The sequence below is a fragment of the Chryseobacterium capnotolerans genome (assembly GCF_021278965.1).
GTDB lineage: Bacteria > Bacteroidota > Bacteroidia > Flavobacteriales > Weeksellaceae > Chryseobacterium > Chryseobacterium capnotolerans.
This window is the reverse complement of record NZ_CP065589.1, coordinates 1-2,500: the sequence shown is the minus strand read 5'-3', so window position 1 is coordinate 2,500 and position 2,500 is coordinate 1. Positions and strand designations below refer to the sequence as shown.

General features: G+C 45.2%; 2 tRNA genes and 2 rRNA genes (1 of these 4 cut by a window edge). All 4 read right to left on the bottom strand.

The features are described from left to right. Position 1 (bottom strand): 23S ribosomal RNA (locus tag H5J24_RS00020) (it extends 2,756 nt beyond the left edge of the window). 157 nt (positions 2-158) lie between these two features. After that, positions 159-232, bottom strand: a tRNA-Ala gene (locus H5J24_RS00015). A gap of 87 nt (positions 233-319) precedes the next feature. Beyond that, positions 320-393 (bottom strand) — tRNA-Ile (locus tag H5J24_RS00010). A 208-nt stretch (positions 394-601) separates the two neighbouring features. Beyond that, positions 602-2,118, bottom strand: a 16S ribosomal RNA gene (locus H5J24_RS00005). Together the 16S and 23S rRNA genes with 2 tRNA genes alongside form the textbook arrangement of a ribosomal RNA operon. Positions 2,119-2,500 lie beyond the last annotated feature (382 nt).

Sequence of the window (2,500 nt, the reverse complement as noted above, 5' to 3'; positions counted from 1 at the left end):
TCCTATTTTTAGGTTACTCAAGCGCTTTATGCGCTCGGTTTTCTCTTTGTGATGTCTTTACCGTTAATGTCAATGATCTTAATGTCTTCTTTTCCAACTGATGAACAAATGTTGTTTTTGGCTCCATTCGTAACTTTTAAATCAGTCTTCCAAAACTGTGGAGAATAAGGGAGTCGAACCCTTGACCTCCTGCGTGCAAGGCAGGCGCTCTAGCCAGCTGAGCTAATTCCCCCTCTAGTAGACTTCAGATGTCAGATTCTAGATCTCAGACCTAAATGTCTGATGTCTATTATCTCATATCTTCCCGTCTTTTAATTAGTAGTCTCGGGCAGGCTCGAACTGCCGACCTCTACATTATCAGTGTAGCGCTCTAACCAGCTGAGCTACGAGACTGTCTCTTAGACTATCAGATTTCAGATAATAGATATCAGATTTAACTGACCATCTTATCTTACATCCTCGTCTCTCTCAATCCCTTTACTAATTTCTAGTGGGTTTTGTATTTTTAATATAATTCAACCAAACAAAAAACTAAAGCTGGAACTTTAAGTAAGTTCTGTATCTTGCGATACTAATTTTTTTATCGTCCGAAGACGCTCTAAAATGAGATGTTCCAGCCGCACCTTCCGGTACGGCTACCTTGTTACGACTTAGCCCTAGTTACCTGTTTTACCCTAGGCAGCTCCTGTTACGGTCACCGACTTCAGGTACCCCAGACTTCCATGGCTTGACGGGCGGTGTGTACAAGGCCCGGGAACGTATTCACCGCGCCATGGCTGATGCGCGATTACTAGCGATTCCAGCTTCATAGAGTCGAGTTGCAGACTCCAATCCGAACTGAGACCGGCTTTCGAGATTTGCATCACATCGCTGTGTAGCTGCCCTCTGTACCGGCCATTGTATTACGTGTGTGGCCCAAGGCGTAAGGGCCGTGATGATTTGACGTCATCCCCACCTTCCTCTCTACTTGCGTAGGCAGTCTCACTAGAGTCCCCAACTTAATGATGGCAACTAGTGACAGGGGTTGCGCTCGTTGCAGGACTTAACCTAACACCTCACGGCACGAGCTGACGACAACCATGCAGCACCTTGAAAAATGTCCGAAGAAAAGTCTATTTCTAAACCTGTCATTTCCCATTTAAGCCTTGGTAAGGTTCCTCGCGTATCATCGAATTAAACCACATAATCCACCGCTTGTGCGGGCCCCCGTCAATTCCTTTGAGTTTCAAACTTGCGTTCGTACTCCCCAGGTGGCTAACTTATCACTTTCGCTTAGTCTCTGAATCCGAAAATCCAAAAACGAGTTAGCATCGTTTACGGCGTGGACTACCAGGGTATCTAATCCTGTTCGCTCCCCACGCTTTCGTCCATCAGCGTCAGTTGTTGCTTAGTAACCTGCCTTCGCAATTGGTGTTCTAAGTAATATCTATGCATTTCACCGCTACACTACTTATTCCAGCTACTTCAACAACACTCAAGACCTGCAGTATCAATGGCAGTTTCACAGTTAAGCTGTGAGATTTCACCACTGACTTACAGATCCGCCTACGGACCCTTTAAACCCAATAAATCCGGATAACGCTTGCACCCTCCGTATTACCGCGGCTGCTGGCACGGAGTTAGCCGGTGCTTATTCGTATAGTACCTTCAGCTACTCTCACGAGAGTAGGTTTATCCCTATACAAAAGAAGTTTACAACCCATAGGGCCGTCGTCCTTCACGCGGGATGGCTGGATCAGGCTCTCACCCATTGTCCAATATTCCTCACTGCTGCCTCCCGTAGGAGTCTGGTCCGTGTCTCAGTACCAGTGTGGGGGATCACCCTCTCAGGCCCCCTAAAGATCGCAGACTTGGTGAGCCGTTACCTCACCAACTATCTAATCTTGCGCGTGCCCATCTCTATCCACCGGAGTTTTCAATATTCATCGATGCCGATAAATATATTATGGGGTATTAATCTCCCTTTCGAAAGGCTATCCCCCAGATAAAGGCAGGTTGCACACGTGTTCCGCACCCGTACGCCGCTCTCAGGTCTCCGAAGAAACCCTACCGCTCGGCTTGCATGTGTTAGGCCTCCCGCTAGCGTTCATCCTGAGCCAGGATCAAACTCTCCATTGTATGTTTGTCTGACTCACTCAAAGTTTTTAACGCTTTAGTTTTTCCTTACTTGGTTGTTATATTGTATGTCAATGATCTTTATATCTTTCGCTTTGTAACGAAGCAATCTCTCTGTCAGTGTCGCTCCGTATTTGCGAGTGCAAAAGTAAAACTTTATTTTGTAATGACCAAATGTTTTGAAAGAAAATTTTAAAGTTTTTTAAGTAACCTTAACCTCTATCATAACCCTCAATCGCTCTACTCCTGCGCTCCCTTAATTGGGACTGCAAAGATACAAACTCTTTTTTAACTCGCAACTTTTATTTGATAAAAATTAAAAGTTTTTTTTCGTTTGTTATCTTAGTAGACCTTAATGTTCCTGCCTATCTAAAGGCTCTTCTGC